28 protein-coding genes and 1 other annotated feature are annotated in these 25,666 nt (G+C 41.7%); of the genes, 26 read left to right on the plus strand and 2 right to left on the minus strand.

Features of this window, described 5'->3' with window-relative positions:
- Positions 1–115 precede the first annotated feature (115 nt).
- The 13 genes from GOP56_RS16155 (at position 116) to rsmI (ending at position 10,705) form a co-directional block, all read left to right on the plus strand.
- Entirely contained in the window at positions 116–1,627 is a 1,512-nt protein-coding gene (locus GOP56_RS16155) for an alkaline phosphatase family protein (RefSeq protein WP_163246062.1), read from the plus strand.
- A 27-nt stretch (positions 1,628–1,654) separates the two neighbouring features.
- Complete coding sequence (locus GOP56_RS16160; protein WP_163246063.1) at positions 1,655–2,758, plus strand: hypothetical protein; 1,104 nt, start codon at positions 1,655–1,657, stop codon at positions 2,756–2,758.
- Positions 2,759–2,794: 36 nt separating this feature from the next.
- Positions 2,795–2,977 (plus strand): sigma factor G inhibitor Gin, encoded by a 183-nt coding sequence (locus tag GOP56_RS16165; RefSeq protein WP_003343399.1) that lies wholly within the window; start codon positions 2,795–2,797, stop codon positions 2,975–2,977.
- Between the two features lie 108 nt (positions 2,978–3,085).
- Positions 3,086–4,570 carry an aminotransferase class I/II-fold pyridoxal phosphate-dependent enzyme gene (locus tag GOP56_RS16170; RefSeq protein WP_163246064.1) on the plus strand — a complete coding sequence of 495 codons (1,485 nt, stop codon included), beginning with the start codon at positions 3,086–3,088 and terminating at the stop codon, positions 4,568–4,570.
- 25 nt (positions 4,571–4,595) lie between these two features.
- Positions 4,596–5,219 carry a dTMP kinase gene (tmk, locus tag GOP56_RS16175; protein ID WP_174250680.1) on the plus strand — a complete coding sequence of 208 codons (624 nt, stop codon included), beginning with the start codon at positions 4,596–4,598 and terminating at the stop codon, positions 5,217–5,219.
- Positions 5,220–5,627: 408 nt separating this feature from the next.
- On the plus strand, positions 5,628–5,957 hold the full coding sequence (locus GOP56_RS16180) for a cyclic-di-AMP receptor (RefSeq protein WP_003333929.1): 330 nt from the start codon (positions 5,628–5,630) through the stop codon (positions 5,955–5,957).
- Positions 5,958–5,990: 33 nt separating this feature from the next.
- A complete protein-coding gene (locus GOP56_RS16185; RefSeq protein ID WP_003343407.1) occupies positions 5,991–6,434 on the plus strand; it encodes a YaaR family protein in 444 nt (147 codons plus the stop codon).
- 10 nt (positions 6,435–6,444) lie between these two features.
- Entirely contained in the window at positions 6,445–7,428 is a 984-nt protein-coding gene (gene holB, locus GOP56_RS16190) for a DNA polymerase III subunit delta' (RefSeq protein WP_003333927.1), read from the plus strand.
- Between the two features lie 3 nt (positions 7,429–7,431).
- Positions 7,432–8,247 carry a PSP1 domain-containing protein gene (locus GOP56_RS16195; protein WP_003333926.1) on the plus strand — a complete coding sequence of 272 codons (816 nt, stop codon included), beginning with the start codon at positions 7,432–7,434 and terminating at the stop codon, positions 8,245–8,247.
- A 26-nt stretch (positions 8,248–8,273) separates the two neighbouring features.
- Entirely contained in the window at positions 8,274–8,660 is a 387-nt protein-coding gene (gene yabA / locus GOP56_RS16200; RefSeq protein ID WP_041751879.1) for a DNA replication initiation control protein YabA, read from the plus strand.
- Between the two features lie 104 nt (positions 8,661–8,764).
- Positions 8,765–9,532, plus strand: a complete 768-nt coding sequence (locus GOP56_RS16205; protein ID WP_163246065.1) for a tRNA1(Val) (adenine(37)-N6)-methyltransferase — start codon at positions 8,765–8,767, stop codon at positions 9,530–9,532.
- Positions 9,486–9,806, plus strand: coding sequence for a GIY-YIG nuclease family protein (locus tag GOP56_RS16210; RefSeq protein WP_003343412.1), 321 nt, complete (start codon positions 9,486–9,488; stop codon positions 9,804–9,806). Before GOP56_RS16205 ends, GOP56_RS16210 begins: the two co-directional genes overlap by 47 nt.
- A gap of 20 nt (positions 9,807–9,826) precedes the next feature.
- On the plus strand, positions 9,827–10,705 hold the full coding sequence (gene rsmI / locus GOP56_RS16215) for a 16S rRNA (cytidine(1402)-2'-O)-methyltransferase (RefSeq protein WP_163246066.1): 879 nt from the start codon (positions 9,827–9,829) through the stop codon (positions 10,703–10,705).
- A 68-nt stretch (positions 10,706–10,773) separates the two neighbouring features.
- Here the strand turns inward: rsmI and GOP56_RS16220 are convergent, their stop codons facing one another.
- Complete coding sequence (locus GOP56_RS16220; RefSeq protein ID WP_003333920.1) at positions 10,774–11,040, minus strand: AbrB/MazE/SpoVT family DNA-binding domain-containing protein; 267 nt, start codon at positions 11,038–11,040, stop codon at positions 10,774–10,776.
- A 441-nt stretch (positions 11,041–11,481) separates the two neighbouring features.
- Positions 11,482–11,734 (plus strand) — a binding site (T-box leader).
- Positions 11,735–11,787: 53 nt separating this feature from the next.
- Here GOP56_RS16220 and metG point away from each other — a divergent pair.
- The 10 genes from metG to spoVG all read left to right on the plus strand — a co-directional run bounded on the left by metG (position 11,788) and on the right by spoVG (position 21,237).
- Positions 11,788–13,821, plus strand: a complete 2,034-nt coding sequence (gene metG, locus GOP56_RS16225; protein WP_254068434.1) for a methionine--tRNA ligase — start codon at positions 11,788–11,790, stop codon at positions 13,819–13,821.
- Between the two features lie 147 nt (positions 13,822–13,968).
- On the plus strand, positions 13,969–14,748 hold the full coding sequence (locus GOP56_RS16230; RefSeq protein WP_003333918.1) for a TatD family hydrolase: 780 nt from the start codon (positions 13,969–13,971) through the stop codon (positions 14,746–14,748).
- Positions 14,749–15,463: 715 nt separating this feature from the next.
- Entirely contained in the window at positions 15,464–16,507 is a 1,044-nt protein-coding gene (locus GOP56_RS16235; RefSeq protein ID WP_163246068.1) for a resuscitation-promoting factor, read from the plus strand.
- A gap of 181 nt (positions 16,508–16,688) precedes the next feature.
- Complete coding sequence (gene rnmV / locus GOP56_RS16240) at positions 16,689–17,246, plus strand: ribonuclease M5 (protein WP_003333915.1); 558 nt, start codon at positions 16,689–16,691, stop codon at positions 17,244–17,246.
- Positions 17,247–17,249: 3 nt separating this feature from the next.
- Positions 17,250–18,137, plus strand: coding sequence for a 16S rRNA (adenine(1518)-N(6)/adenine(1519)-N(6))-dimethyltransferase RsmA (rsmA, locus tag GOP56_RS16245; RefSeq protein WP_163246069.1), 888 nt, complete (start codon positions 17,250–17,252; stop codon positions 18,135–18,137).
- Positions 18,138–18,329: 192 nt separating this feature from the next.
- Positions 18,330–18,602 (plus strand): biofilm formation stimulator Veg, encoded by a 273-nt coding sequence (veg, locus tag GOP56_RS16250; RefSeq protein ID WP_003333913.1) that lies wholly within the window; start codon positions 18,330–18,332, stop codon positions 18,600–18,602.
- A gap of 78 nt (positions 18,603–18,680) precedes the next feature.
- On the plus strand, positions 18,681–18,863 hold the full coding sequence (locus tag GOP56_RS16255) for a small, acid-soluble spore protein, alpha/beta type (RefSeq protein WP_022586603.1): 183 nt from the start codon (positions 18,681–18,683) through the stop codon (positions 18,861–18,863).
- A gap of 137 nt (positions 18,864–19,000) precedes the next feature.
- Complete coding sequence (gene ispE, locus GOP56_RS16260) at positions 19,001–19,879, plus strand: 4-(cytidine 5'-diphospho)-2-C-methyl-D-erythritol kinase (RefSeq protein WP_003333911.1); 879 nt, start codon at positions 19,001–19,003, stop codon at positions 19,877–19,879.
- Between the two features lie 62 nt (positions 19,880–19,941).
- The gene (gene purR / locus GOP56_RS16265; RefSeq protein WP_003333910.1) at positions 19,942–20,772 is read left to right on the plus strand and encodes a pur operon repressor; all 831 of its coding nucleotides are present in this window, start codon (positions 19,942–19,944) and stop codon (positions 20,770–20,772) included.
- A gap of 177 nt (positions 20,773–20,949) precedes the next feature.
- Positions 20,950–21,237, plus strand: coding sequence for a septation regulator SpoVG (spoVG, locus tag GOP56_RS16270; protein WP_003343428.1), 288 nt, complete (start codon positions 20,950–20,952; stop codon positions 21,235–21,237).
- A gap of 145 nt (positions 21,238–21,382) precedes the next feature.
- On the opposite strand, the gene GOP56_RS16275 is transcribed toward spoVG, so the two are convergent.
- Positions 21,383–22,399, minus strand: a complete 1,017-nt coding sequence (locus GOP56_RS16275) for a CobW family GTP-binding protein (RefSeq protein WP_163246070.1) — start codon at positions 22,397–22,399, stop codon at positions 21,383–21,385.
- A 158-nt stretch (positions 22,400–22,557) separates the two neighbouring features.
- Here GOP56_RS16275 and glmU point away from each other — a divergent pair, with 158 nt between their 5' ends.
- From glmU to GOP56_RS16290, 3 genes are all read left to right on the plus strand, one after another.
- Positions 22,558–23,937 (plus strand): bifunctional UDP-N-acetylglucosamine diphosphorylase/glucosamine-1-phosphate N-acetyltransferase GlmU, encoded by a 1,380-nt coding sequence (gene glmU / locus GOP56_RS16280; RefSeq protein WP_163246071.1) that lies wholly within the window; start codon positions 22,558–22,560, stop codon positions 23,935–23,937.
- Between the two features lie 24 nt (positions 23,938–23,961).
- Positions 23,962–24,912 carry a ribose-phosphate diphosphokinase gene (locus tag GOP56_RS16285; protein ID WP_003343435.1) on the plus strand — a complete coding sequence of 317 codons (951 nt, stop codon included), beginning with the start codon at positions 23,962–23,964 and terminating at the stop codon, positions 24,910–24,912.
- Between the two features lie 84 nt (positions 24,913–24,996).
- Positions 24,997–25,620: a 50S ribosomal protein L25 gene (locus GOP56_RS16290; RefSeq protein ID WP_003343437.1), complete on the plus strand. Its 624-nt coding sequence runs from the start codon at positions 24,997–24,999 to the stop codon at positions 25,618–25,620.
- The last annotated feature ends 46 nt before the right edge of the window (positions 25,621–25,666 follow it).

The raw sequence follows: 25,666 nt of genomic DNA on the forward strand, positions 1-25,666 counted from the left end.
TCGTTCTATAGTATTATCGGTAGGTTATATAGATAATTGTATCCTTCAATTGACAGGTAAATATAGGGTTATTATCATAGGAATTAATTGGTAGTGGGAAGGAGAGGGGAATGCCATGAGTACAGCTTTCAACCGTGAAAAGATTGCCATGGGCTGCTGGAGTATTTTCCGACAGGGAAACATATTTACTCTCCTATTCGTGGTGGTTGGTTTTTTATTGTTTCACTTTTCAGAATGGTTAGATATAGTGTTTTGGGAAAGCTTTTTTATATCTCTACTATTATGCTTCCCTATTTTCCTCTTATTGTTTTTCTATGATTATCCCTTGCATATTCGCTGGTTTTTACTAGGACCCCTCTGTTTTGCAGGCATACTGTGGTATAAATGCCTGTTACTTAGTATGGCTGTATATACGATCTGTTTCTATCTCCTTGCGGTTACCGTGTTATGGGGCATTTATCATTTCTCTGGAGCTGGGCATATCAGCTTCTCCTTCCAATTGATGCACTTTATTAAAAGGCTTACTAGGGCTAGTGATTCAAGCAGTGCTAATATATTTGAGCAATTGCCCAAGGCCTTGATTTTACTGATAGCGATGCAGGAAGCCTCTGTGTCATGGCAGGAATGGACAGTGAGTGAGAGTATTTTATCTCACTTTGTATTTGCATTTGTATTATTTTTTTATAGCTATGCCATCCATCAACTGTTTTTTACATGGAAGCCTGATGAGAATATAGATAATGCGAAAAAGATTACTACACAGTATGTTTTTCCCGCTGAACGAGTTTACTTGGTGGTGTTGAATGGCTGCAATAAGGAACAGTTGGTCGAAGCTCACACCCCTTTTCTTGATTGGTTACAACGAACAGGAACTAGCTGGGAAAAGGCAGAGAGTGTATATCCCGCAGATACAAGGTCCTGTTTTTGCTCTCTTTTGACAGGAACCTATCCGTCTGAACATCAGATAAATAGCCATCTTGGTAATCGAAAAACAATACAGCGCGAGACAATCCTTGATGTCCTGCACCAAGCAGGGAAGGCAGGGATGATATTGGCTGAAGAGGAGATAAGCTGTCTATTTGATAAGGAAGCTCGCCAGGCATATGTACGGGAAAATCAACAGACTGATAACTGCCGAATAGAGCAAGCTATTCAAATTGCAGAGCAAGACAATCCAGACTTTTTGCTTGTACAAATGACAGATATTTATCGAACAGGAATGACATGTGGAGTCTATTGCGACGAATATCTTGCAAAAATAAATCAGGCTGATCAAATGATCGCGCAGTTCTATCACCAATTAGACAAGCTCGGCAAGCTCAATCAAGCCGTATTTATGGTTTGTTCTGATCATGGAGAAGCGACAGGCATGGGAGGGCGTGTACATTTGAGTCATAAAGAACGCTACATTTCACTTCTCATGCAAGGAACGTCTATCCATCGAGGAAAGGTTGTGACTACACGGCCTGCCATCGTGTCAGTAGCTGCCACAATTGCTTATCTTTTAGCAGTTCCGTATCCAAAGCAAGCAAAGGGGTCTGTTTTGTTAGAAGGGATGATCACGTGTCAAAACGAGGAACATCAATTCCCCATTTCTGGGAAAGATAAATTTGAGCAGATTATATGATAGGCAAGCGGAAGGAGCAGATCATAGGTGAGCCAGGCAACGCTTGTGTACTTGCACTCGGTAGCCCCCCTATCGTTACCGCGGGAATGCCTTGATGCATTTGCCACATGTGAGATCGACATCATTTCTGCAAAGGAATGGGAGCAGACAAAAGTGGAAATATCCGGCTGGCTTTTTACTGAAGGTCTGTCTCCTGTAGAGTGGCAAAGGTTTATACGTGATATAACAAAGTATGTTGGGAATAATCGGTTAAACAATCGGCGCTATCTTGTGCTTCTAGCAGGAGATCATGTTTCTGATACGGCAGCGTATGAGTTTATAAAACGGCTACAGCCCTTACAGGATTCTGTTGAAATCATACGCTTACTCTGCTGGACGGAGCAAAAAAAGGCTATAATTGGAAGCGAGGCTTGCGAATGCTTTTCCGAAGATGCTTTTGCAGTACGAAATTGGCATGACCGTTTCCGAAGAGGGCTTGCCGTGCATGGGTACATTTCGTTTTTATGCAGATATGAAGAAGCAGTTGAAATGGCTTGGGCACGTCAAATATTTTTGAATCAGAAAACGAGATTTTATCATAGGCTAGCCACTCGATGTGACGAGCTGGGGGCTAGAGCATATATTGTAGGGCAAGGTCTGGGCATGGACAGACGAATTGGACAAGGCTGGCTGTTTCCCAATGTTTATGACGAGGGGATTCTACAGCTAGAACAAGAATGGCTTGAGCGAGAGTGGCATGATCTGTTGCAGCAAGTAAGCATCAAGCGAGTCGCTATTTGGGGATTTTCCCCTAGCCTTCCTCTTGATATGCTTGCACAACGTGTCGACTTGGAAGTCTCATGTTACGTACGAGCGTATCAGCAAAAAACGAACAATCTACCTCGGGACTGGCGCTATTGCCATACTCCGCTGGAAGCAGTAAAACTGGCTGATGTTCTACTCATTGTAAGACATGATCAGGATATTCTCAGTATACGTTTAGACAACTTATACGAAAGTATGGCTAAGCCGTATATTTTAGACGTAGTGGATTGCTTTCCGTCAAATGAGGCAAAGCTTGAGAAAATATACTATCGAACACTTGGTCAAAAGCCGAACGTTTGGAATGGAACGGATTATAATGGGATATAATGGTTGATAAGCTTAGCGAAAAGGTAGGTGTCCCATATGGAAGACCACTCTCATCGCTGCATTATCTGCAACAGGGAACAAGCCGTTGGTATATCCATTTGTAACCAATTTATTTGTTATACATGTGAGCAAGAAATGGTCAAGACCGACGTACGTGATGAACGTTATCCCTTTTATATTAAACAGATGCGGCAAATCTGGTTTAAAAAGAATGCATAATAACATGTAAAAGAGGCATGTCAATGGGCGATGCCTCTTTTCTTATGGGCTTTTAGACTTTTGAACATGGTACAATAGGGGGTACCGAAACAAAAGGACGTGAGAAAGATGATGCAAAATCAGGAAGATTTTTGGGAGAGACAGCGCAAAGCTCCGTTGTTTGATGCACTACAAAGGCATGTACGACAAAACCCCCATCCTTTTCATGTACCTGGGCATAAGATGGGGAGAAGCTTCGATAAGGAAGCAAGGTCTTTTTTTGAAAAATACCTGTCAATTGATTTAACAGAGATTACAGGCTTGGATGACTTGCATCAGCCGGAAGATATTATTGCTCAAGCTCAACAGTTGGCCGCAGAGGCATACGGAGCGGAAGAAACCAAATTTTTAGTCGGTGGAACAACAGTAGGGAATTTGGCTGCGATCATGTCGATTTGCCGACCTGGAGATAAAATTATTGTTCAGCGTAATTGTCATAAATCCGTTTACCATGGGTTGATGCTTGCGAAAGCGGAGCCGATCTTTGTCGTTCCTGCTGTAGATGCAGAGACTGGTATTGCCGCAGGTGTACGGCGTGAGGATGTAGAGCGGCTTTTAATGGAGCACCCTGATTGCAAGGCTGTCTTTCTTACCAACCCGACCTATTATGGGATGGGTATTGATTTAGAAAAGATGGCTACAGTTGTTCATCGTTATCACATTCCATTAATCATTGACGAGGCGCATGGCGCGCACTATGGTTTCCATCCAGACCTGCCTGCCTCAGCTATGCAGAGTGGGGCTGATATTTCCATTCAGTCTACACATAAGATGGGAACTGCTTTTACAATGGGGTCAATGCTGCATGTTCAAGGAGAGCTTATTGATCGCAGCCGATTGTATCGTTATTTGGCGATGCTACAGTCCTCTAGCCCTTCATATCCGTTAATGGCGTCTCTTGATTTAGCCCGTCGACATATGGTGCTAGAGGGGCAACAAGAGCTACAGAAGGCGATTGGGCTTATCGAAAAAACGAAAGAACGCCTTAGCCAATTCGATTGGTTTTCAGTAGCCGGCTGGAAGAAGCAGACAGGGTATCAAACACTAGATCCGCTGCGAATTGTAATCAATTTACATTCCGCTCAGCTATCAGGCTTTGAATTGCAAACAAAGCTAGAAGAAGCTTATATTTATACAGAGCTAGCTGGATTGCATCATCTTTTGCTACTAGGGTCTACAGGTACGACAGAGCTGGATTGTAAAAGGTTACTTACGGTTATGGAGGAGCTGTCAAAGCAAGTGAGAGGAGAAGGACTGCGTGCTTTTGAAACAGGGTTAGTCTCCTCCTGCTTTTTACGTAAAGTAGCTATGAGTATGCATATAGCGGTAGAAGAGGAAGCAGAGCCTATATTATTAGAAGAAGCACAGGGACGTATCTGCGCTGAGATGGTGATTCCATATCCGCCAGGTATACCTATGATTGTTCCAGGTGAAGTCCTTGACGAGCAGGTAATTGCTCTTTTGCAGGAATTACAAAGAAAAGAGGCTCGTTTTCATGGTGTGAAGGATGCCACGGTAAAAACCATTCAAGTCATAAAAGGTAAACATTGTTAAACGAGAGGGTATGGTGAACACAGGCATGTTTATTTCATTAGAAGGTGGAGACGGTGCGGGAAAATCCACTGCAATTACACTTTTAGAAAAGAGAATAACAGAACAGGGGCTGCCGGTCTTAGTCACACGTGAACCAGGTGGAGTGGATATCGCTGAACAAATTCGTGAGGTAATATTGAATCGAGTAAATACAAAAATGGATGGGCGAACAGAGGCGCTATTATATGCAGCAGCAAGGCGCCAGCATCTTGTGGAAAAGGTAATACCTGCGTTGGAACAGGGGAAAATTGTACTTTGTGATCGATTCATTGATAGTAGTCTAGCTTATCAGGGTGTAGCGCGGGGGCTACCTACCGACGAAATATTTGCTATTAATCAATTTGCTATTGAGGATCGTATGCCCGATCTTACCTTTTATCTTGATGTATCCCCAGAAGTGGGACTAGCTAGGATTGAGGCTAATTCTACTCGAGAAAAAAATCGCCTTGATTTGGAAAAAGTATCATTTCATAACCGGGTACGTGAAGGATATGAGCTATTGATTCATAAATTCCCGGAACGGATTGTTCGTATTAACGCTGACCAGCCAATTGAGCAGGTAGTCGATGAAATGCTTGCTATCGTCCAAGAAAAAATAAAAAAAGCATAGAGGGATAGCCTAAAAAAAGAGCAGACGCATGATTCGTGTTTTCCCCGTCGATACGGTGAAGGCAGCAATGATGAGATGCTCTTTTTTTTCAACAAAACTCTTTAGCAAGAAAAATATGTTTGAATGAAAAATAGGTCGTACATGCTGTATAATAGGAAAAAGCACTGAGGAAGATTTCCTTGTGCGAAAGCTAGAAAAATTACACCAAGTAGCTACTTTGACATAACAATAAGGTAAGCCCCTTAAAAAGAATGGTAATACCAAATTTTATTTGATTTTTCCGATTAAGCAATGCCCTTTTCTAAAGGAAAGTGGTACCCTTCAATCGAATTATAGCCAGAGTAATTTATATGTTACTGGTAAGAGAGCTAAGCACTACAATTGCGAAGCAGAAAGGATGAAATCACTATGAAAATGGTCATCGCTGTTGTGCAGGATAAAGACAGTGGGCGTTTGTCACAAGCCCTTGTGAAAAAAGGATTCCGTGCTACAAAATTGGCCAGTACAGGAAGCTTTCTCCGCGCTGGGAATACAACGTTTCTTGTAGGGACCGATGATGGTCGTGTAACAGAGCTTATCACCATCATTGAGCAGAACTGCCAATCCCGCAAACAGATGGTGACTCCTGTGTCGCCGCTTGGAAGTGGAGTTGATTCATTTTTGTCATATCCGCTTGAAGTACAAGTGGGGGGCGCAGCCGTTTTTGTGATGGACGTAGAGCATTTCCATTCTTTTTAGTTTCGGGTAAAGGTGAGCGGGAGTGAGGACCTAGTGAAAATTGATAATGGCATCAGACCTACATTTGAAGTAAAAGGGATAGGTCAACGCAGGGATGTATCTGTGGAAAAGATGAACTTTCGAGATATGGTTAAAGGTGAAGGGCAGAGATTGAACGAGGAAAGACTTCAACTACTGCTTACAGAAATAGATAAACACGGAGATATTTTGGCTCGCTCCCGCAATGTACGAGATTACTATTCGTATCGTAATCTTATCAAGCGATTTATGGAGGAAGCTGTTCGGTTTGGGATTGCTCTCGATGAGCGTAAAGGAACCAATCGCCGAGGAAGAGGCCGCATTCATAAAATTATCAAAGAGATCGATGCCGAATTATTAGCATTGGCAGACGATCTATTGAGCGAGCAGGCTCCTCTGATAGATATGCTTGCTCGAATTGGTGAAATCAGAGGCATGCTAATCAATTTATATTTTTAGGTGACAATAAATGAGCTGGAGTAATGTAGCAAAAAAACAAGAGCGTGTGGCAGAAGTCTTAGCTAATAGTATGAAGTACGATCGTTTGGCTCATGCATACCTATTTACGGGACCAAAAGGAGTAGGCAAAATGGAAGTGGCTCAGCATGTGACTAAATCCATTTTTTGCTTAGATCAGCCCGGTGACGCTTGTGGGACATGCCTGAACTGCCAACGTATTCAATCAGGGAACCATCCTGATGTGTATCAAATCTCTCCAGATGGTGCATCTGTCAAAATAGAGCAAATTAGGGCCTTACAAAAAGAAATGAAGATGCGTGCTGTTGAATCGAAGAATAAGGTTTATATTCTAGAGCATGTAGATAAAATGACAACCCAAGCGGCAAATAGCTTGCTGAAATTTTTAGAAGAACCACCAGCGGGTGTGCTTGCTTTGTTGCTATCTGAAAACAGTCATGCCATTTTACCCACAATTTTATCCAGATGTCAGACAATAGTATTCAACCCTCTACCGGTTGAAATGATTGTGCAATCGCTTGTAAACGAAGGAATTACACGGGGCATTGCCCAGGTTGCTTCCCAAATTACAACAAATCTGGACGATGCACGGCTATTAAGCCAATCAGAATGGTTTGCACAGCTTAAAGCTATGGTGATACAATTGGGAAGGGATTTGAAACAACGTGATTCCCAAGCGCTGTTTACAATTCAAGATCAATTTCAACGTAACGATAGATTAAAAGAAGAACTTCCTCTCTTTCTGGATTTGCTCATCCTTTGGCTGCGAGATATCCTCTATATTCAAGTAGGGCGTAGGGCCAACATCATCAACATAGACCAACAGGATGCATTAGAAGAGCAGGCCTTGCAGTGGGCTCAAACCGAGATATTGCGAGGAATTGATGTAGCCATGGAGACAAGAAATCGGATAGAGCGTAATGCTAACCCACAGTTAGCGTTAGAGCGACTTGTTCTTCATATCCAGGAGGGATAAATTTTGTACGAGGTGGTCGGAATCCGCTTTAAAAAAGCGGGTAAGATATATTATTTTGATCCTGACGAAATGCAGATAGAAAAAGACAGTCACGTGATTGTTGAAACAGCACGTGGTGTTGAGTATGGCAAGGTTGTGATCGGGCAAAAGACAGTGGAAGATTCTGATGTAGTTCTTCCTTTAAAGAAGGTAATTCGAATTGCCGATGAATCGGATGCTAGTCAAGTCGATGAGAATCGCGCTGCTGCAAAAAATGCTTTTCAGGTGTGCCAAACCAAGATTAGAGAACATCAACTGGAAATGAAGCTGGTAGATGTTGAATATACATTCGACCGGAATAAAATTATTTTTTATTTTACAGCGGACGGCCGCGTTGATTTTCGTGAATTAGTAAAGGATTTAGCAGCGGTGTTTCGTACGCGCATTGAATTACGGCAGATTGGTGTTCGGGATGAAGCTAAGATGCTTGGCGGTATAGGGCCTTGTGGTCGTATGCTATGCTGTTCCACCTTTTTAGGTGATTTTGAACCGGTATCCATTAAAATGGCGAAAGATCAAAATCTCTCGCTTAATCCGGCTAAAATCTCCGGTTTATGTGGACGCCTCATGTGCTGTTTGAAGTATGAAAATGATAATTACGAAACAACGAAGGAAGAAATACCTGAACTAAGCTCATGGGTGAAAACACCAATGGGGGATGGCAGAGTTGTAAGCTTGAATATTTTAGGCAGAGTGGCTCAGGTTGATCTCCTAGAAGTAGGAAGAGTCATGGAGTTTACCTTTGATGAAATTGTAACAAGTCGACCAGAGATCGGATAGAGGACGGGTAGCGAGAGGTGATGAAGTTGGAGAAACAGGAAATCTTCGCTAAAATCGCGAGCATGGAAGAGAGAGTGGGCGAACTCTATCAGGAGATTGGCAGCCTAAAAGACGTGATCGTCAAACTTTTGGAAGAGAATGCTCAGCTTCTCATTGAAAATGAACACTTGCGTAACCGATTCCAGAAAAGAGCCGATCAGTCTACTTCCAAAAAGCAAAGTGCTGGCCAACAAAAAAGGGCAGCAGCCAGTCAAAAGATAGTAGGCAATCAAAAAATAGTGGGCGAAGGATATGATAATCTTGCGCGACTATATGCGGAAGGATTTCATATTTGCAACGTACACTATGGTAGTATAAGAAAAGAAGGCGATTGCCTGTTCTGCTTATCTTTTTTAAGCGGTGGACACAAGTGATACGAAAAAACAAAAGCGACCTGATGTCTTTTACACAGACGGGTCGCTTTTTACTGATAAAATGATAGGATAACTACCTTCTGATTGGTAAGAGAGGATACAATATGACAGAAAAACAGCAAGTCCCCTTGTATGATACAGAACGGATTGACGATTTGTTAACCTACGAATTAAAAATCATTCAAAGCCATGAAGTGTTTTGTTTTTCAATGGATGCAGTATTACTTGCTCGTTTTGCACAGGTGCCTAAGAGGGGAAAAGTATTAGATTTTTGCACAGGTAATGGAGTCATTCCTTTATTAATGAGCACAAGAACGCCATTTGCTGAATTTGAAGGTATTGAACTACAAGAACGATTGTTTCATATGGCAGAACGTAACGTGATCATGAATGGATTGCAAGAACGTATTACTATTCATCATGACGACGTACGCAAGGCAGTGGAGAGATTTGGAGATAATAAATATGATCTCATCACTTGTAATCCACCTTATATGCCTTCGATCACAGGGGAAGTAAGTAAAAATGACCATCGTGCTATAGCTCGCCACGAGATTCATCTTACGTTAGATGATGTACTGCGGGTTGGAAGCAGACTGCTGAAGCAAGGCGGGAAGCTAGCATTAGTGCATCGTGCAACTCGTCTGATAGATATTGTTACAGGCATGAGGATGTATGGTATCGAGCCTAAGCGTATGCGGTTCGTGCATTCCCGCCAAGATAGTGAACCTAATATGGTACTTGTGGAAGGGATACGCGGAGGGAAACCAGAGCTTCGGATACAACCACCACTGATTGTGTATAAGCAAGGGGAAGAGTACTGCGATGAACTATATGAAATCTATTACGGAAAGCGAGATTCCCTCACATAAAAGTCACTATGTCTATATGTTACAATGTGCAGACGGGTCGTTGTATACGGGATACACAACAGAGATACAGCGTAGACTTAAGCAGCATAGGATTGGGAAAGGTGCCAAATATACAAGAGGGCGTTGTCCGATTGAGCTGGTGTATTGGGAAGAAGGCGCTGATCGTTCATGGGGACTTAAAAGGGAAGAACAAATTAAACGTCTTCAACGTTCAGCCAAGGAAAGCTTGATTTTATTCGGCAATGCATCGGTTCAATCTACTTTGATGAAATAACCATTTAGGAGTTACGATAGATGAATATACAAAAGAGTTTTGCTCAAATGACAAGCACAGGTATCCTATACCTAGTGGCAACACCTATCGGAAATTTGGATGATATTACAGTCCGTTCCTTGAAGACATTGCGTGAGGTGGACGTGATTGCTTGTGAGGATACACGCCAAACCAGAAAGCTCCTTACTCATTTTCAGATAGAGAAACGTACACTTAGCTATCATGAACACAATAAAGCATCTAGTGGACCGGAATTAATTAACTGGTTGTTGGATGGAAAAAACATTGCTCTAGTCAGTGATGCAGGCTTGCCCGCCATTTCTGATCCAGGAGCCGACCTGGTACGAGAAGCAATTGATGCTGGCTGTACGGTCGTTCCCATCCCTGGTGCTAACGCGGCATTAACAGGTTTGATTGCCTCTGGATTACCGACAGAAAAATTTGTGTTCTGCGGTTTTTTACCGCGTGATAAAAAGCAACGTAAGGTAGAGCTGGATCGTTTAGCCCATTATCCAGAAACGTTATTATTTTATGAAGCACCTCATCGCATTACGAAAACACTAGCGGCTATGCAAGAGGTATTAGGCGATCGTGAGACGGTGCTGGCGAGAGAGCTGACCAAAAGATACGAGGAATTCGCCAGAGGCACGATGTCTGAGCTGATAGGCTGGCTAGAGCAAACAGAGATTAGAGGAGAGTTTTGCATAATTGTTTCTGGCTATAATGGCCAGCCTATAACGGAAGAAGATACAGAGGCTTGGTGGAGCCACTTTGGTCTAAAAGAACATGTAGAACATTATATCGAACAGGGAATGTCTGTTAAGGAAGCGTGTAAAAGAACGGCTGAGGATCGAAAGCTGACACGTAGAGAAGTATATAATGAATACCACCAAGACTAATTGAGAAGAATGACAGCAAATATTAAAAAAGGCTACTGCTCATTATCAAGAGCAATAGCCTTTTATTATTATTTCTGTTGGGAACTCTCGTCAAGCAAAGATGCCATCTCTTGAATACAAGCTTTGCTGATCATTTTTCCTTTGTAATATACCAAGTCTTCAGCGTTTCCTGTGAAGATACAAGCTGGTTCATATTTTTTAAGGATGATGCGTTCTCCGTCAACAAAGATTTCTAGAGCATCTTTTTCTGCAATTCCAAGTGTACGACGAAGTTCAATTGGAATAACAACACGTCCTAATTCATCTACTTTTCTTACAATACCAGTTGATTTCATACCCTTCAAGCTCCTCTCAAACTCTTAAAAAAAGTGGGTGGATCCTGTATCGATGAATACCGAATATTTATCTATTAATCGTCAATATTCGACAATTTATTATAGCTTATGATACCAGTGATTACCAAAGGTGTCAATGGCATTTTTACAATTATTACAATTTATACGAATAAAACGTGATAATCACGAAATATCAGTAATAATTATATGAAATTAGGGGCTAAAAACCCCTTTATATATGAATCTGTCAGAAATCTTTTTTCATAAAAGATGGAAAATGTCATACGACAAATTAACCTAATAATGGATATTTATATAGAAAAATGTCGAATTATATGTCGAGATTCGACATTTTTTTGGCGAAAAAGAAACCTAACGTAAATCCCTTGACATTACGTTTATGAACAGATAATTTAGTATACAATAGAAGTATCATTTTAATAGTAAACGTTGACGGGAAGAGTACACTTTCAAAAGCTTATGTAGAGAGCTGGGGTAGGTGAAAGCCAGTTAAGTGAAGGAAGTGGAAGATGGTCCTTGAGTTTCGTTCATGAACGGTCATTGTAATGATGGCGGATAAGGAGCGACGTATTCCTGCGTTATAGGAGAGTAGCTGTTGACTACTTACCGAGTCCGTTTCTGTGAAGGAACGGAGCATTTGGGTGGTACCGCGAGTACAAGACTCGTCCCAATTAGGGGAGGAGTCTTTTTTTTATGTGTAAAAACATATTTAGGAGGGTGTATGACATGACAAAAAAGCCAACATTTTATATTACAACGCCTATTTACTATCCAAGTAATAAGCTACATATCGGGAATGCTTATACAACCATTGCTGCAGATGCGATGGCCCGTTACAAAAGATTGCGCGGCTACGATGTATACTATCTGACGGGTACAGACGAGCACGGTCAAAAATTACAGGAACGAGCTGCCGCAGAAGGCCTAGCTCCTTTGCAGTTTATTGATCCTGTAGTTGATTGGATTAAGGACCTATGGCAGAAACTAGACATTTCTTTTGATGATTTTATCCGTACGACAGAGGAACGACATAAAATGATCGTTCAAAAGATTTTTAAACGCTTAGTCGATCAAGGTGACATTTATCTTGGTGAATATGAAGGCTACTACTGTGTGCCAGATGAAGCATTTTGGACTGAAACTCAGGCAAAAACCGATAAAGGCTACTTCTGCCCAGATTGCGGACGCCCTGTTGAGAAGGTAAAGGAAAAGAACTATTTCTTCCGTATGTCCAAATATCAAGAAAAACTTCTTGCTCATATTGAGGCAAATCCTGATTTTATCCAGCCTGAATCTCGCTGCAATGAGATGGTAAACAACTTTTTAAAGCCTGGTTTACAGGATTTGAGTGTGTCTCGTAGCACATTTGATTGGGGCGTAAAGGTGCCAACAGATCCAGAACATGTGATTTATGTATGGATTGATGCGCTTGCAAACTATATTACAGCGCTTGGTTACTTATCCGATAACGATGAAAAGTATCAGCGCTACTGGCCTGCTAATGTTCATTTAGTAGGAAAGGATATTCTCCGTTTCCATACGATTTATTGGCCAATCATCCTGATGGCGTTGGATCTTCCATTGCCGAAACAAATTTTCGGTCATGGCTGGTTATTAATGCCGGATGGCAAGATGTCCAAATCAAAAGGAAATGTTATCGATCCTAAATTCTTAATTGAGCGCTATAGCTCTGATGGTGTTCGTTACTTCCTGCTCCGCGAGATCGCCTTTGGTCAGGATGGAGTGTTTACACCAGAAAGCTTTATCCAACGCTTAAATTACGACCTGGCAAACGATCTAGGTAACCTGGTCAGTCGTACGATTGCCATGATTGAAAAATATTTCGATGGCATTATTCCAAGTCCAAGTCAATCAGGGGAATTTGATGATCAATTAATTAAGCAGGCGCTTGAAACGAAAAAGCTTGTAGAAGAGCATTTAGACGAAATGCGCTTTAGTAATGCACTAAGCCACCTGTGGGATCTAGTTAGCCGCACGAATAAATACATTGATGAAACACAGCCGTGGGCTTTGGCTAAATCAGAAGAAAATAAAGAGCGTCTAGCTACTGTTATGTATAATTTAGCGGAAAGTATTCGCATTACTTCTATTATGTTGCAACCATTTATGACCAAGACTCCAGCCAAAATTTGGGCGCAGCTAGGTATTGCAGAACAAGCGGCTATATTGACTTGGGAGCAAGCTGGTGAATGGGGAAGATTGCCGGTTGGAATCAAGGTAAATCGCGGCGGAGAATTGTTATTCCCACGCCTTGACGTTGAACAGGAGCTAGCTTTTATTGATGCAAGCACAGCAGAAGCTCGTAAGCAAGCAGAAGAGAATAAAAAGAAACAGGATGCATTGAAAGGGGAAGGCAAAGTGAACGAAGAGAAAAAAGAAGCAGTTGAAGCAAAAGAAAAGACTTCCGAATCAAAAGATTTGATCGGCATTGATGATTTTGCAAAAGTTGAATTACGTGTAGCAGAGGTAAAAGAATGCGCTGCGCATCCAAATGCAGATAAGCTACTAGTTTTACAAGTTGATTTGGGTGATGAACAACGCCAAATCGTCTCAGGTATTGCGAAATATTACAAGCCAGAGGAATTGGTTGGTAAAAAGGTTATCGTAGTAACAAACCTGAAGCCTGTAAAATTACGTGGAGAAATGTCTCAGGGTATGATTTTAGCAGCTTCTCATGGTGACCAATTGACTGTTTCTACGGTTGATGCCAGCATGCCAAATGGTTCTGTTGTAAAATAACACTAGCACAAGCTAATAAATAAGAGGAATTGTTGTTTAAAAGCAGTGCGGAAGCCTTGTGTGGCGTTCGCACTGCTTGCCTTTTTTGATTATGATCTTAACGGCAGATGATCTCAACACAGGTTATGAAATAAAGGAGGGAAATCTATGCTGTTTGATACACATGCACATTTGAATGCGGAACAATTTGATGAGGATCGCGATGAGGTAATTGCTCGTGCGAAGGAGAATGGAGTAAGTACGATCGTAAACGTTGGTTTTAACCGCGAGACAATCCCTACAACAATGGAGCTGGCTGAGAAGTACGATTTTATTTACGCGGTTGTTGGCTGGCATCCACAAGATGCTATTACTATGAAGGAACAAGACCTGGAATGGTTAGAAGAATTGAGTAAACATCCTAAGGTTGTTGGGCTGGGAGAAATGGGGCTGGACTATTATTGGGATACGTCACCACGTGATGTACAAGCAGAGGTATTCCGTAAACAGATTCGTCTGGCTCGAAAATTACAAATGCCGATTATTATTCATGATCGTGATGCACATCAGGATATTATCGAGATTCTGCGAGAAGAAAAAGCAGGGGAAGTAGGCGGTATTATGCATTGCTTCTCTGGTAGCTATGAGTTGGCTAAAATGGCCCTGGATATGAATTTTTATATCTCGTTTGGCGGTCCTCTCACTTTTAAAAATGCGAAACGTCCAAAAGAAGTGGCAGCAAAGATCCCGCTTGAGCGTATCTTGATTGAAACAGACTGTCCATATTTAACACCTCATCCATTTAGAGGTAAGCGAAATGAATCAGCGTATGTCAAATTTGTTGCCGAAGAGATGGCTCAAATCCATGGACTGCCTTATGAGGAATTGGCAAAGATTACAGCTAATAATGCGCGCCGTTTGTTTAACATTAGAGAAACTGTATTATAATGAAGGAACGCGTAAGCCTGATCGATTTCATCTGGAAATTGATCAGGTTTTTTTATGGGAAGTTGTCGTTTGGACATTAAAAAGTAGCTTTCTAGTAAGTACTTTATATAGAATGTTTGGAAAAAGCTTTCAAGAAAATTCTTTTATTTTTGTAAAAAAAAGCGATAAAAATTCACTAGATTAGTGGAAGTGAATTTTTAATATATTTAAAACTAATGATAGGAATTTTATCTGTGTATTTTCCATTATTGGTAAACAAAATGTAGTGAAATCAAATATAAGCAGATACATAAAGTGCATATTTTATTAAAATTTTAAAAAATATCACTATATATAAACTTTTAATGGGTTTTTATTTTTTTGTTACAAGATTGTCACATGATCTCTGGGCGATGAGTAAAAATTATATATGCGTTCTATCAATCTGCATATTGACATAACATGTTTTCGTAGGTTCCCTTTCTTTCGTTTTTTAAAGCGAAATTAGTGTCCTGTCGAACGAAAAAGAGGAATCGACAGAATTGCTCGACAGAAAACTGCTTTCATTCTCCGTGGCTTATTTGGTAAGGTAAAAGACATGTTGAGAAACACAGAAATAGCTGGATTTTCCGTAAAAAAATCAGCCGCACAATCTGGAGAGGAAAAGGGGGAGAATTTGACAAAAGAAAAAAAGTGATATAATATCCTTCTCAGGCTTAAAAAAGGAGTGTGGGGAATGGAATTAGGTAAAATCTGGGTGCCGCACAATCGATTGCTCCTCTCGATTTTAGGAGCTGCAACCTTTGTGTTGTTATCAGTGGGTATCTACTTCTTTAACCTATCTACCCAGCCAAAGCAAGTAACGCTAGTCATTGATGGGATATCCCAGGACATCACGACTACGGCAAAAACGGTTGAACAATTATTACAAGAAAAACAAGTTCAAATTACTGATAAAGATAGTATTAAACCAGGCTTGGACACATCTGTTGAAAAAGCCATGACCGTTGATTTGCAAACGAGCTGGGCAATACCTGTCCAAATTGCCGGACAGAAGACAGTGGTTCATACAATAAAACGTACAGTAGCCGGTGCATTGGCGGATGCAGGTGTCAAAGTAAGCAAGAAGGATAAAATAAATCCGTCTGTAGATTCAAAGCTGACGAAAGATACGGAAATTTCTGTCATTAGGGTAGAAGAAAAAGCAGTTCAGGTTAATAAAGATATCGCTTTTCGAGAAATACGCCAAAAAGACACTTCCCTCAACAAAGGCGAAGTGCGTGAACTAAAAAAAGGTCAAGCTGGGAAAGCTATTTTGCACTATAGTGTGGTCTTTGAGAATGGTAAAGAGGTATCCCGCAAATTGGTCAAAACCGACGTGGTAACAGAAAAACAAGACCGCGTTTTGGCAGTGGGTACGAAGAAACAAGAAGTTATGGCGGCTTCCCTATCTTCGCGTGGTGGAAAAGATATTCGCGCAAAACGCGTCTTGAATAATGTAACTCTTACAGCCTATGCTCCGAACGCTGGCGGCGGATACGGAAGAACAGCAATGGGTGTAAAAGCTACAGTCGGAAAAACAGTGGCAGTTGATCCCAAATTGGTTCCATTAGGCTGGTGGGTCTACATTGAGGGCATCGGTTATCGTCGTGCGGAGGATACCGGTGGGGCCATCAAAGGGCACAAGATGGATGTATATTTGGGCAGCGAATCTGAGGCAATGAGATTCGGTCGTAAAAAAGGATACAAGGTACATGTAATCGGCCCGAAGTTGCCGTAACATTTACTTTAGAAAAAGGCAGGAGTTTCTCCTGTCTTTTGTTTTGGGCATAAATGTGGTAAGCTGTTTGAATCTCTATACTTCTTATACGCAAGTAAGCTTGCTTTCGTTTCCTATTTTAGGACAAATAAAAAAAGTTTTTTTGCAAGCAAGTACACAAGAACGAAGGATGGATTAACGGATGAAGATCAAAGAGGTTATCGTGGTGGAAGGACGAGACGATACGGCCGCAATTAAGCGGGCAGTCGATGCTGATACCATCGAGACAGGTGGTTCCGCAATCAACGAGGTAACCCTTCGAAAAATAAAGATGGCACAACAGAAACGCGGTGTGATTGTGTTTACCGACCCAGATTATCCGGGTGAGCGCATTAGAAAAATTGTCAGCCAATCTGTGCCCGGATGCAAGCATGCTTTTATTAAAAAAGAGGATGCTAGAAAAAAGGGAAGTAATCTTGGTGTGGAGCATGCAACACCGGAAGCCATTAGACAGGCTCTGGCTGATGTAAAGACCGAGTTCCTAGAGGGGCAAGGGGAAATTACCTTGGAGCACCTCGTGCAAGCTGGAATGGTAGCTGGAATGGATACCAAGCACCGTCGCACCCGATTAGGAGAGATATTGGGTATCGGTTACTCTAACGCTAAACAATTAGGTAAAAGGTTAAACATGTTTCAAATCAGTAAGGCGGAGTTTGATGCTGCTGTGGACCAGATTGATTCAGAACAAGGGGGAAGCTAATAGATGACGGCTGGATATAAAGATATCGCAACTCCAACCAGAACGCGGGAGATCATTGAGAAGTACGGCTTTTCCCTCAAAAAAAGCCTGGGACAAAACTTTTTAACCGATATTAACATTTTGCATAACATCATAGATGCTGCAGAGCTTTCTAAGGATAAAGCTGTTATTGAGATAGGGCCGGGCATTGGAGCGTTGACTGAGCAGCTTTGTCGGGCAGCAGGCAAAGTAATGGCGATTGAGATCGACCAACGTCTCCTGCCAATTTTAGAAGATACACTTTCTCCTTACGACAATATCACAGTGGTACATGGAGATGTATTGAAGCTGGACGTAGCTGCTCTTATAGCAGAACACCTATCTGGGTGTAGCGGAGTCAGTGTAGTAGCTAACCTGCCTTATTACGTAACGACACCAATTCTCATGGGGTTGTTAGAATCTGGTATCGAGCTTGATCATATTGTTGTCATGATCCAAAAGGAAGTGGCAGAGCGCATTGCTGCTAAACCTGGTACGAAGGATTATGGCTCGCTGAGTGTAGCAGCTCAATTCTATGCGGAGACGAGCATAGAGATGATTGTGCCAGCCAGCGTATTTATTCCAAGGCCTAATGTTGATTCAGCGGTCATTAAGCTGTCTATTCGCAAACAACCAATCGTAGAGGTAGCAGATGAAAAGCTCTTCTTCCGTGTTGTAAAGGCTTCCTTTGCTCAAAGACGCAAAACTTTACTGAATAACTTAGTTACTAACTACTTCGGTAAAGAAAAGAAGGAGCAGGCCCTGCAAGCGCTAGAAGAAGCCAACATTTTGCCGAGCAGACGTGGAGAGACGCTTTCTATTCAGGAATTTGCGACATTAGCCAATACCATTCACCGCCTACAGATAAAATAAGTGTATGCCCTATCCCTCACGAAAAGGATAGGGCATTTTTATGTAAGGGGAGATATTTTTCGATGAGAATTGACATAAATGTCCTAAAAAATTCATTGACAAAAAGCTCCTTTGGTTGATATAATTTTTCGTTTGTTTGACAAACTAAGTATAGGCTGTTATACTTGTACATAAGCGAGGTGGATAATTGGAATGGCTAGGAACGCGTTAGTTGATATTAAACGCAGTTTGGACGGACACATTGGAGAACGTATCATGCTCAAGGCCAATGGCGGTCGTCGTAAGACCGTCGAAAGGACTGGCATCCTAGAAGAGACATACCCCTCAGTATTTGTAGTTAAGCTTGATGACGACCAGTTATTTGAACGAGTTTCTTACAGCTATGCTGATATTTTGACGGAAACCGTAGAACTAATGGTATGTCGAGACGATACACATATAAAGATTACCTTTATTCAACAGTAGAGCCTATGTTCTACTGTTTTGTTTTACCCTTTACTGATCATACTAACCTTGTCAGTAAGTAAGGGAGGCTGAAGCACGATGAGTCGAAGAAGAGGCATCATGTCCGAGGAGTTCAAATATGAATTGGCCAAGGAACTGGGCTTTTACGACACCGTCAAAAGCGAAGGCTGGGGTGGTATCACAACCCGCGATGCTGGTAACATGGTGAAACGAGCAATTCAGATTGCCGAGGAAGCATTAGCTAGACAATCGATAAAATAACTTACTGACAACCAAAAGCCGCGGGGAATCCCCCGGCTTTTTTGTTTCTTATTGACTTTCCCTCTCGCAAGTGGCAAGCTTATTTCTGCCTGTGATAAAATCAGAAGAAGAGATTAGGATAAGCTGAGGTGAACACGGTGCGAGTTTCAATCAAAGCTCCCGCAAAAATAAATCTTACACTGGACGTACTCTCCAAGCGACCAGATGGTTATCATGAAGTTGAAATGGTTATGACTACGGTTGACTTGGCTGATCGCGTTGACCTGACATTGTTGGAGTCAAGAGATATCCTAATCGATTGTTCCGCAAGCTTTGTTCCAAATGATATGCGAAATCATGCATACAAGGCTGCCAAGCTATTGCAAGAGCGTTATTCGGTCAATAAAGGAGTTCATATCTATATAGATAAACAAATTCCTGTTGCCGCAGGTTTAGCAGGAGGAAGCAGTGATGCAGCTGCAACGCTAAGAGGCTTGAATCGTTTGTGGAATTTGAGGCTAAGTCTGGATGAATTGGCTTTGATTGGGGAGGAGATCGGTTCTGATGTGCCCTTCTGTGTGTACGGAGGTACAGCCCTGGCTAAAGGCCGAGGAGAAAAACTCAGACACATGATCAGTCCCACCCCCTGCTGGGTGATATTGGCCAAACCACCGATCGGAGTTTCCACAGCAGATGTATATGGAAATTTGCGGGTCGATCAAATTAAGAAGCATCCAAAGACAGAAGAGATGCTACAAGCTATAAGCGAGCAGGATTTTTCTTTAATGGCAAGATCTTTGGGGAATGTCTTGGAAGAGGTTACACTTAATCGTTATCCTCAAGTCCGCCAAATTAAAGAGCTTATGCTAGAATCAGGGGCAGATGGTGTACTGATGTCAGGAAGTGGTCCCACTGTATTTGCTTTGGTACAAAAAGAAGCTAAAGTGCATCGGATCTATAATGCATTACGTGGTTTTGTCAAAGATGTGTATGCAGTCCGAATGTTAGGCGAATCAGAGATGGAAATACTTGATTAAACACGTACATTGATGTTACATTATGGTAATAATATACGGCTTTTTGTTTGGAGGAAGAATTGATGAGAAAATTGCGCAGAAGCGCGAGGTTAGTGGATATGACGCAGCATTTGTTAGCTCATCCACACACATTGATTCCCCTGACATATTTCTCAGAAGAATATGGTTCTGCCAAGTCCTCTATCAGTGAAGACTTGTCCATTATCAAAGAAGCATTTGAGTCTCAGGGAATCGGTGACCTACGCACAGTAGCAGGTGCGGCTGGAGGAGTTAAATACATCCCGCGAACCACTCATGAACATGCCGCAGCGTTTATGGAAACATTGATTATGGAATTGGCTAAACCTGAGCGTTTGCTGCCAGGCGGATATTTGTATATGTCTGATATTCTTGGCGATCCCAAAACCTTAAATCATATTGGGAAGCTACTTGCCTCAGCTTTTCGCCAAAGCGATGTAGACGTGGTAATGACGGTAGAGGCGAAGGGTATTCCACTTGCTTATGCGACCGCAAGTTTTTTGAATGTCCCTGTGGTGGTGGTAAGAAGAAACAATATGGTAACAGAAGGCTCAGTAGTAAGTATCAATTACGTATCTGGCTCCAGTAAACGTATTCAGACGATGTCGCTTGCCAGACGAGCACTCCCAGAGGAGTCTCGTGTCCTCATAGTGGATGATTTCATGAAAGCAGGTGGAACCATTCAGGGTATGATGGACTTATTGCAGGAGTTTAAAGCTACGGTTGTGGGCTGTGGTGTGTTTGTAGAAACAGCAGATGATGCAGATCGTTTAATTGAAGATTATATTTCACTTGCAAAGCTTCAAGAAGTAGATGTCAAAGAAAAACAAATAATGATTGAATTAGGTAGTTATTTTTCTAATAAAGAAGAATAATAACACTAGATAAATGGGTCCTGATAGCGTAGCTATGCATGGGGCCCTTTTCTATATCAAAATAAAGAAAAGGCAGATAAAAATATTTTTTACAATTTTTCGGAAAACAAAGCAGGAATATTTAACCATCACGTTGAAAATATAGGCTATCCGACATAGATAAAGGGAGTGAACATGATGGAAGTAACTGATGTAAGACTTCGCCGTGTTAATACGGACGGCAGAATGAAAGCGATTGCCTCAATTACCATTGACCACGAGTTTGTGGTTCATGATATCCGCGTAATTGATGGGAACAACGGAATGTTTGTGGCTATGCCTAGCAAACGCACTCCTGATGGTGAATTCCGAGATATTGCCCACCCAATTTCTTCAACAACTCGCGAAAAAATTCAGGCAGCAGTTCTATCTGAATATGAGCGTGTCGGAGTTGAAGAAGAAGCGCAAATTGAAGCGGGAGCATGATGAAGAAGAACTGGCATTCGCCCTGTATTCGGTGAATGCCTAGGCATTTTACAAACGTCATAATTCTGAAATTAATGAAAAATGAAATAAAAGGGCGCCTGTTTTTTAGGTGCTTTTTTATTTTTTTTCGGCATAAATGGTTGATTTATGAAGTGCGGTAGCATTTTTCGAGAGCTTCTATAATATTGTCTTTATCAAATCCTTCTCCAATGAAAACGGCTACCATTTTTGGTCCGAAATTGCTAAAGGGAAATAAATGTACCTGTGTTTGAGTTTGCTGGAAAGAAATCAGATCGTCTTGTCCAATAAATTGCACGTATCCTTTTGCCCGGTAGATGGTTTTGGGAAGATCATACAAAAAATCTTCAAAGGCTTCAGCGTCAACGGGTCCCTTGAAATGATATGAAAAAGTATCAATCGAGTGAAAAAGGGAAGGCTGGTTTGTTTTAAGTCCTAGTGTTTGCTTTAATTTATCTAATGGAGAAAATCGGCCGATCGTTTTTTGCACAGGGATAGAGGGTGTGTTTGACATCTCTTTGCTTTGAGCCAGTCGTTTTACCTGTAGCAGCTTCTCTAGATCCATCTCTGTCCGTATCGTTACATGCATAGGAGCATGAGAGTTTGTTTCCTGAAGCTTTGCTTTTACTTTTGTTAAGATGTCTTCATCCACTAAATCAACTTTGTTTATGATTAAAAGATCTGCATATTTTACCTGATTGCGAATGGTCTTAATCAACGCCCCGCCAGCTTGAAAGAAAGAAGTCAGCTCTAAATACCTCGAAGCATCTATGACGTTAATAATTCCTTTTAGATTCATTCTGTCGTAAAGCTCGGGATGCGTCATGGCATCGACTACTTCAATGGGGTCAGCTACACCTGTTGTTTCAATGATGAGATGCTCCGGTTTTATATTTTGCATGATTTCCTTTACATTTTCTGTCAGCTCTCCACGAATGGAGCAACAAATGCAACCATTGAGCATTTTTTTTACGGGAAAACCAAATCCCTCGACTTGCTCCCCATCTACATCCTCTTCTCCCATTTCGTTCATCATAACAACGACATTACTGCTTTGATCACGCAGATAAGCCAGGAGCTGTTGGAGCAGAGTCGTTTTTCCACTTCCTAGATAACCTGTCAATATATATACATCTGTACTCATTTCATCCTCCTTGTTTTTTGAATAAAATAGAGTATGTTATTTAAATAGTAGTTGTTTTATTAAGTGTTATCAAACAGGAAAAGTTTCATCATGTCTTGAAATGAACACCTATTTTAAGATATAGTCATGATGGAACTTCAGTATGTTGGAGGGTTAACATGTCTATTATACATGCGGTAATTCTTGCTGCTGGTCAGGGAACACGTATGAAATCCAAATTATATAAAGTACTGCATCCTGTATGCGGCAAGCCAATGGTTCAGCATGTTGTGGATACTTTGGCTTCCATGCAAGTAAACGATGTAGTTGTAGTAGTAGGACACGGAGCTGATAAAGTTCGTGAAACGCTACAAGACCGTGTTCAATACGCCATGCAAGCAGAACAATTGGGAACAGCCCATGCAGCTTTGCAAGCCAAAGATTTCTTACTAGATCAAGAGGGAACGACTCTGCTTTTATATGGGGACGTGCCATTGCTCTCAAAGGAAACGCTTACCAAGCTATTGGCTTATCATGAAGAGCAGAACGCCGCTGCTACCGTTTTAACCGCTTTAATGGCCGATCCAACCGGATATGGTCGCATTGTTCGAAATGAACGAAATGAAGTGTTACGCATCGTTGAGCACAAGGATGCAACAGACGAGGAACGTAATATTGCAGAAATTAACACAGGTATTTATTGCTTTGATAATCGGAAACTTTGGGAAACATTATCCCAAGTGAAGAATGATAATGCTCAGAATGAATACTATATCACCGATTGTGTGGGTATTCTACGAGAAGCGGGCGAGAAAGTATTGGCTTATGCTGCCGAAGACCCAGATGAAACAATGGGGGTTAACGATCGCGTTCAGCTTTCTGAGGCAGAAGCTTATATGCGTAAACGCATTGCTGTTGAACACATGAAGAACGGTGTTACTATCATTGATCCAGCTTCTACCTATATTGAAGCAGATGTAGTGATTGGCGCCGACACAATAATTGAACCGAATTCCTATTTGCGAGGAAAAACGGTTATTGGCACAGACTGCAAAATTGGCCCACAAACTGAATTAACCAATATGCAAGTGGCGGATGGCGTAAGCATTTCTTATTCCGTACTAGTGGACAGCCAAGTGGATGAACAGGCTACAGTTGGTCCGTTTGCTTATGTACGACCACAAACACATATTGGCTCAAATGTAAAAATTGGAGATTTTGTGGAGCTGAAAAATGCTAAAATTGGTGCAGGAAGTAAAGTTCCTCATCTCAGCTACCTAGGAGATGCTGAGATTGGTCAGGGTGTTAATGTTGGATGCGGAACAATCTCCGTGAATTATGATGGAGCGAAAAAGCATAAGACGATAGTAGGCGATCGATCCTTCATCGGATGCAACTCTAACTTAGTTGCTCCTGTGACGGTAGGTCATGATGCTTACGTTGCTGCTGGCTCGACCATTAATCAAGATGTACCAGATGGAGCGTTTGCCATTGCGCGCGAACGCCAAACCAATAAACTGGACTACGCGGTAAAACTACCACGTAAACAAAGCGAATAAGAATAACGGGAGGCTTTTAACAAGATGGCTAATTATCGTGACCCGAAGCTGAAGGTTTTCACTTGCAGTGCCAATCCTAAATTGGCTCAGGAGATTGCTGAACATATCGGCTTAAACGTGGGCAACATGGAGACAGCAAGATTCAGTGACGGTGAGTGCCAAATCAAGCTAAATGAGAGTGTGCGTGGATCAGACGTATTCATTATCCAACCTACTTGCGCACCAGTTAACGAACACCTAATGGAGTTACTGGTTGTGGTCGACGCTCTAAAACGTGCTTCTGCCAAAAGCATTAATGTTGTGATTCCGTATTATGGATATGCAAGACAAGATCGCAAAGCGCGTTCTCGTGATCCTATCACAGCGAAATTAGTTGCAAATCTTATCGAAACAGCAGGGGCACAGCGTGTGATTACAATGGACTTACACGCGACACAAATCCAAGGCTTCTTTGATATCCCTGTAGATCATCTGTTGGGAGTTCCAATCTTGGCTAAATATTTCCAAGAGAAAAACCTCTCAGACGTTGTTGTTGTATCACCAGACCACGGAGGAGTTACACGTGCTCGTAAGCTGGCTGAACGATTAGAAGCACCAATTGCCATCATTGATAAACGCCGTCCTGAACCAAACGTAGCTGAGGTTATGAATATTGTTGGTAACATTGAAGGTAAAACAGCTATCATCATTGACGATATCATTGACACAGCCGGAACGATTACTTTAGCTGCTAATGCATTGGTAGATGCAGGGGCTCGTGAAGTGTACGCTTGTTGCACACATCCTGTTCTCTCTGGTCCTGCCATTGAGCGTATCCAAAACTCCAAGATTAAGGAATTGATTGTTACAAATACGATTCCTTTAGATTCGGATAAATTAATTGATAAGGTGAAGGTATTATCTGTGGCTCCATTAATTGGAGAAGCGATTATCCGTGTTCACGAAGAATTGTCAATTAGTAAATTGTTCGATTAAAATTACAGTATAGTTGATAATCATTACCTCCTCTGGACAAGCTAGAACTGTTTTAGATCTACTTGGTCAGAGGAGGTTTTTATATTGGTAGCAATTAAAGCAGAGGTACGTACAGCTCAAGATAAAACAACAGCTAAAGCGATTCGTCGTGAGGGTTGGGTTCCTGCGGTGTTATACGGAACGGATGTAGGAAATAAGGAAGTCAAGATACTTGCGCTTGAGCTGGATCAAGCCTTACGTACGCAAACCACCAACGTTCCTTTTACGCTACAGGTAGATGGAAATGTATATGACGTGATGGTGTATGAGCTTCAGAGACATCCAGTTCAAGGTAGGATTTTGCACGCTGACTTTAAACAGATAGACATGAAGGAAAAAATTCATACGTCTGTGCCTATTACGATGACGGGAGATCCTGAATTGGGAGCAGCTACATTGGTTCGTCACAGTGTAGAAATCTCCTGCTTACCTACTGATATCCCGGCAACACTCACTGTAGATACAGATGGGCTACATATAGGAGATGTTGTACTTGTTAAAGATTTGCAAATACCTCCAAACGTAGACGTGCATCTTGACGAGCTGGAAGTAGTCATTAGCGTACTTCCGCCAAAAGCAAAATCGGATGAATCTATTGAAGCTCAGCAAAGCGCTATGGAAGTTGCAGAACAAGCAAAAGCTCCTGTAGCCGAAGCGGAAAAAGTATAACCAGTGACCTCCCAATTCCTTTGGGAGGCTCTTTTATGTATGGACA

Source organism: Brevibacillus sp. 7WMA2, assembly GCF_010748895.1.
Taxonomy (GTDB): domain Bacteria; phylum Bacillota; class Bacilli; order Brevibacillales; family Brevibacillaceae; genus Brevibacillus_B; species Brevibacillus_B halotolerans.